At 67.0% G+C, this 3,529-nt stretch carries 5 protein-coding genes and 1 tRNA gene; all 6 read right to left on the bottom strand.

Features of this window, described 5'->3' with window-relative positions; genetic code table 11:
* Positions 1-80: 80 nt before the first annotated feature.
* The 6 genes from QUS11_08980 to pcm all read right to left on the bottom strand — a co-directional run bounded on the left by QUS11_08980 (position 81) and on the right by pcm (position 3,447).
* On the bottom strand, positions 81-1,046 hold the full coding sequence (locus QUS11_08980) for a hypothetical protein (protein MDM7993434.1): 966 nt from the start codon (positions 1,044-1,046) through the stop codon (positions 81-83).
* 85 nt (positions 1,047-1,131) lie between these two features.
* The gene (locus QUS11_08985) at positions 1,132-1,680 is read right to left on the bottom strand and encodes an adenine phosphoribosyltransferase (protein ID MDM7993435.1); all 549 of its coding nucleotides are present in this window, start codon (positions 1,678-1,680) and stop codon (positions 1,132-1,134) included.
* Positions 1,677-2,147, bottom strand: a complete 471-nt coding sequence (locus tag QUS11_08990) for a TIGR00725 family protein (GenBank protein ID MDM7993436.1) — start codon at positions 2,145-2,147, stop codon at positions 1,677-1,679. Before QUS11_08990 ends, QUS11_08985 begins: the two co-directional genes overlap by 4 nt.
* Before the next feature lie 18 nt (positions 2,148-2,165).
* Positions 2,166-2,243, bottom strand: a tRNA-Pro gene (locus tag QUS11_08995).
* 36 nt (positions 2,244-2,279) lie between these two features.
* A complete protein-coding gene (locus tag QUS11_09000) occupies positions 2,280-2,798 on the bottom strand; it encodes a small multi-drug export protein (protein MDM7993437.1) in 519 nt (172 codons plus the stop codon).
* Positions 2,791-3,447, bottom strand: a complete 657-nt coding sequence (gene pcm, locus QUS11_09005) for a protein-L-isoaspartate O-methyltransferase (protein MDM7993438.1) — start codon at positions 3,445-3,447, stop codon at positions 2,791-2,793. The genes QUS11_09000 and pcm overlap by 8 nt, the downstream gene beginning before the upstream one ends.
* Positions 3,448-3,529 lie beyond the last annotated feature (82 nt).

Below are 3,529 nucleotides of genomic sequence, written 5' to 3' on the forward strand. Positions count from 1 at the left end.
ATATCCTAAAAAGTTTGGGGCATCTGTGATAAGAGCCGGGGCCTGCGCCGGGGCTCTCCGCATGGGACCGACCGGGGAGGCTAGAGGTTGCCCTGCGCCCCCTGGGGCTGCTGCATCTGGCTCTGCATCTGCATTATGAGCATCTGGACCATCGGAGCCACGTCCACGGTCTGGGCGGGGGCTCCGGGCATGAGGTCCACGGCGCCCTCCATGCCGAAGCCGCGGACGCTCAGGATCTGCTCGTCACCGTCGGTGGCCCTGGTGGCCTTCGCGTATCCCAGCGGGATGATCGGGAGGTCGGCGCAGAGGAACACCTCGGCCGTCATCTCGGGTCCGGTCATCGTGAACAGCGAGCCGCCCATGCCGGTGCCGGCGATGTCCATGTCGGTGTTCTCGGCGGTGAACTCGTACTGGGAGATCTTCTCGATCAGGCTGTCGGTGGCGGCCTCGTCGCCGACCTCGATCTGCATCCCGGCCTGGAGCTGCGCGAGGAACGCGGAGTCGGACAGGACGGGCTCGATCGTGGCGGGGACGTTGGAGAGGTCGTAGGCCATCAGCGTGCCGTTGTCCATGACCTTCACCATCTTGATGGCGCCGACGAGGGCCATGAAGTTCTGGATGTTCTCCTCGGTGGTGAGCATCTGCCTGGGGTCGGACGGCACGTTGGCCGCGACGTAGGCGGCGGGATCGGCATAGAACTCGTTGGCGGTCTCGGACGTCCTGGTCATCACATCGCGGATCTGGGCGGGATCGACCAGGATCTGGACGGATTCGCCCTGGCCCTCGACCTGGACCCAGAAGCACTCGACGCCGGCCATGTCCTGCGTGGAGACTACGGAGAGCTTCACCTCGGCCGAATCCTGGTTGACGCCGTAGGAGATCCACTGGCCGACTGCCAGCTCGGGGGTCTGGAGGTCGATCCGGGGAACGCCCTGATCGCCGGCAACCGCAGTGGAGTCCGCACCCTGCTCATCGGCGGGCTTCTCGCCGCATCCCGGCAGGAAAGCCAGCATTGCGGCCATGGACAACGTGAGGAGGAACCTCATGGAAACCACCTTTCGACGTGACTGCCCCGGAGGCGGAGTGCCCCCGGAACCAGGATCGGAATATGAGACCCGGCGCCCGGCCGGGTCAAACCGGCTGTTCCGAATCGACTCTTATGACGAACCCGACCTGATAGCCTGCATCCTCGAGGCGGGCCCGCCCGCCGAGGAACTCGAGGTTCACGATGAAGCCGGCTCCCGCGACGATACCGCCGTCCCTCTCCACGAGACGACAGGCGGCCAGCGCTGATCCGCCGGTGGCTACGAGGTCGTCGACCACGAACACCCTGGTCCCGGAGGGGAGGGAGCCCTTGTGCATCTCTATCCTCGCGCTGCCGTACTCCAGGTCGTAGTCCTCCCCTATCGTCTCTGCCGGCAGCTTGCCGGGCTTCCTGACGAGCACCAGCGGCAGGCCCCTCCGTTCGGCCAGGACAGCCCCGAACACGAAGCCCCTCGATTCGATCGAGGCCACCGCATCGTACCTGATCGAGGCCGTCCTGCGCTCGAGCAGCGTGACCGCGTCTCCGAGCGCGCCGGGTTCGGTGAGGATCGTCGTGATGTCCTTGAAGACGACGGGCGGCCTGGGGAAGTCGGGGACGTTCCTGATCAGCCTCTCGAGATCCTCTGCGTTCCTCATGACCGTCTCCTCCCGCACTCCTCGACGAACGAGAAGGCCTCCTCCGGGGTCGCGGCCTGGGCCACGCCCGGTATCACTGACCATGTCCCGTGGCAGCACACAGGCCTCCCGGCCTGGAGCGCGCATGCGATCTCGGACAGTGTGCCGTTCGCGCCGCCGACCGCCACGAGGCACGATCCGGCAAGGGCCACGGCCCTGTTCCGGCCGAGCCCGAGCCCGGTGGGCAGAACGATGTCCAGAAAGGGATTCCCCTCGGAAGGATCCGTGCCGGGCAGGATACCGACAGTCAGCCCGCCGGCGTCCCGTGCGCCCCTGCAGGCCTCCTCCATCACGCCGGGGCCTCCACCGCAGACCACGGTGTAGCCGGACGAGCCGAGAAGGAAGCCCAGCCTCCTCGCGAATGCGAGATCCCCTTCGGGCGCATCCGCGGAACCGGCGATCGAAACCGTGCTGAAAGGTCCGGCCATCGGACTCCCGGAGAAATGTGGTCGGGGCGAGAGGATTTGAACCTCCGACCTCCTGGTCCCGAACCAGGCGCGCTAGCCGGACTGCGCTACGCCCCGACGGTCACCGAATCTAGCTTGGCACTCTCCGGAGGGTCAACGCCCGATGAGGAAACCCGCTCCGGCGAGCACTCCGGTCATCACGAGGGTCACTATCGCCCCGGCCCCCGCCACTCCGAGCGCGATCGAGGGAAGGGCCAGACGGAACGGGATGCCGAAGAGCATGGCGGCCACGCACCCCGACCAGGCTCCGGTCATCGGCAGGGGTATGGCCACGAACACGGCCAGACCGAGCGCCTCGTACTTCTCTATGCTGCTCCCGGCCCTCTTCCTGGCCCGCTCGAACACTCCCTCGAAGAACCTCCTGAAGATCCGCCACCTCGAGAGGAACCTGCTGACGGGGTCCAGCAGCCAGAGTATGAAGGGCACCGGGAGCATGTTGCCCGCGACCGCGAGGATGTAGATCTGCCACCAGTTCCAGCCCCACGCGTCCTTCATCAGGGTGAACGCTATCGGGATGCTCGCCCTGAGCTCCGTGAGGGGGATCGCGGAGAGCAGCAGCATCTGGGCCCAGTCGGGCAGGAATGCCAGTTTAGCGAGGATCCATTCACCCATCCGACCCGAACCTCCCAGTGAGCGGCACGAACCTGCAGGGCACGGCCTCACCGTACTCGGCCACCATGCCGCCGGTCTTCCTGAAGAACCTGAGCACCTGCCCCCCGTCGGCCTGTACCGGGGCTCCCAGCCTGCCCCCCTCGGAGAGCTGGTCGAAGAGGGCGGGGTGGACCGACCGCGAGGCGGCGCTGAGGAGTATGCAATCGTACGGCGCGCCGGAGGGCCATCCCGCGCTCCCGTCGCCGTAGTTCACGTGGACGTTGGACAGCCCGAGGCCCTCGATCACCCTCCTCGACCTGTGGACCAGGTCGAGCATCGTCTCTATTGCGGTGACGCGGCCGCACAGCCTGCCGGCCAGGCAAGCCAGGTATCCGCTTCCGCTGCCTATCTCGAGCATCGAATCCGAGGGTCCGGGGTCGAGCGCCGAGAGGCAGGCGAGAACCGTCGCCGGCTGGCTGAGGGTCTGACCCCGGCCTATGGGCAGCGAGCAGTCGGCGTAGGCCCTGTGCCAGAGGGGCGGCTCCACGAACAGGTGCCTGGGGATGGAGGCCATCGCATCGAGGACGCGGACCGCCGCCCCGTCGGATGCGTCGACGGATGCCGCCAGCCTCCGGATCATCTCTCCGCGGGGCTTGCTGAAGTCGGTCACCGGCCCACCGATCCGTGGTCTGTCTGGCGGGAAGAGGGCCGCGACTGTCTCTTATACACATCTCCGAGCCCACGAGACAGCG

The sequence above is a fragment of the Candidatus Fermentibacter sp. genome (assembly GCA_030373045.1).
In the GTDB taxonomy this organism is placed as follows: domain Bacteria; phylum Fermentibacterota; class Fermentibacteria; order Fermentibacterales; family Fermentibacteraceae; genus Fermentibacter.

Excerpts from the sequence above, each read along its gene's own strand:
- QUS11_08980 (MDM7993434.1), bottom strand. The coding sequence starts at position 1,046 with ATGAGGTTCCTCCTCACGTTGTCCATGGCCGCAATGCTGGCTTTCCTG.
- QUS11_08985 (MDM7993435.1), bottom strand. The coding sequence starts at position 1,680 with ATGAGGAACGCAGAGGATCTCGAGAGGCTGATCAGGAACGTCCCCGAC.
- QUS11_08990 (MDM7993436.1), bottom strand. The coding sequence starts at position 2,147 with ATGGCCGGACCTTTCAGCACGGTTTCGATCGCCGGTTCCGCGGATGCG.
- QUS11_09000 (MDM7993437.1), bottom strand. The coding sequence starts at position 2,798 with ATGGGTGAATGGATCCTCGCTAAACTGGCATTCCTGCCCGACTGGGCC.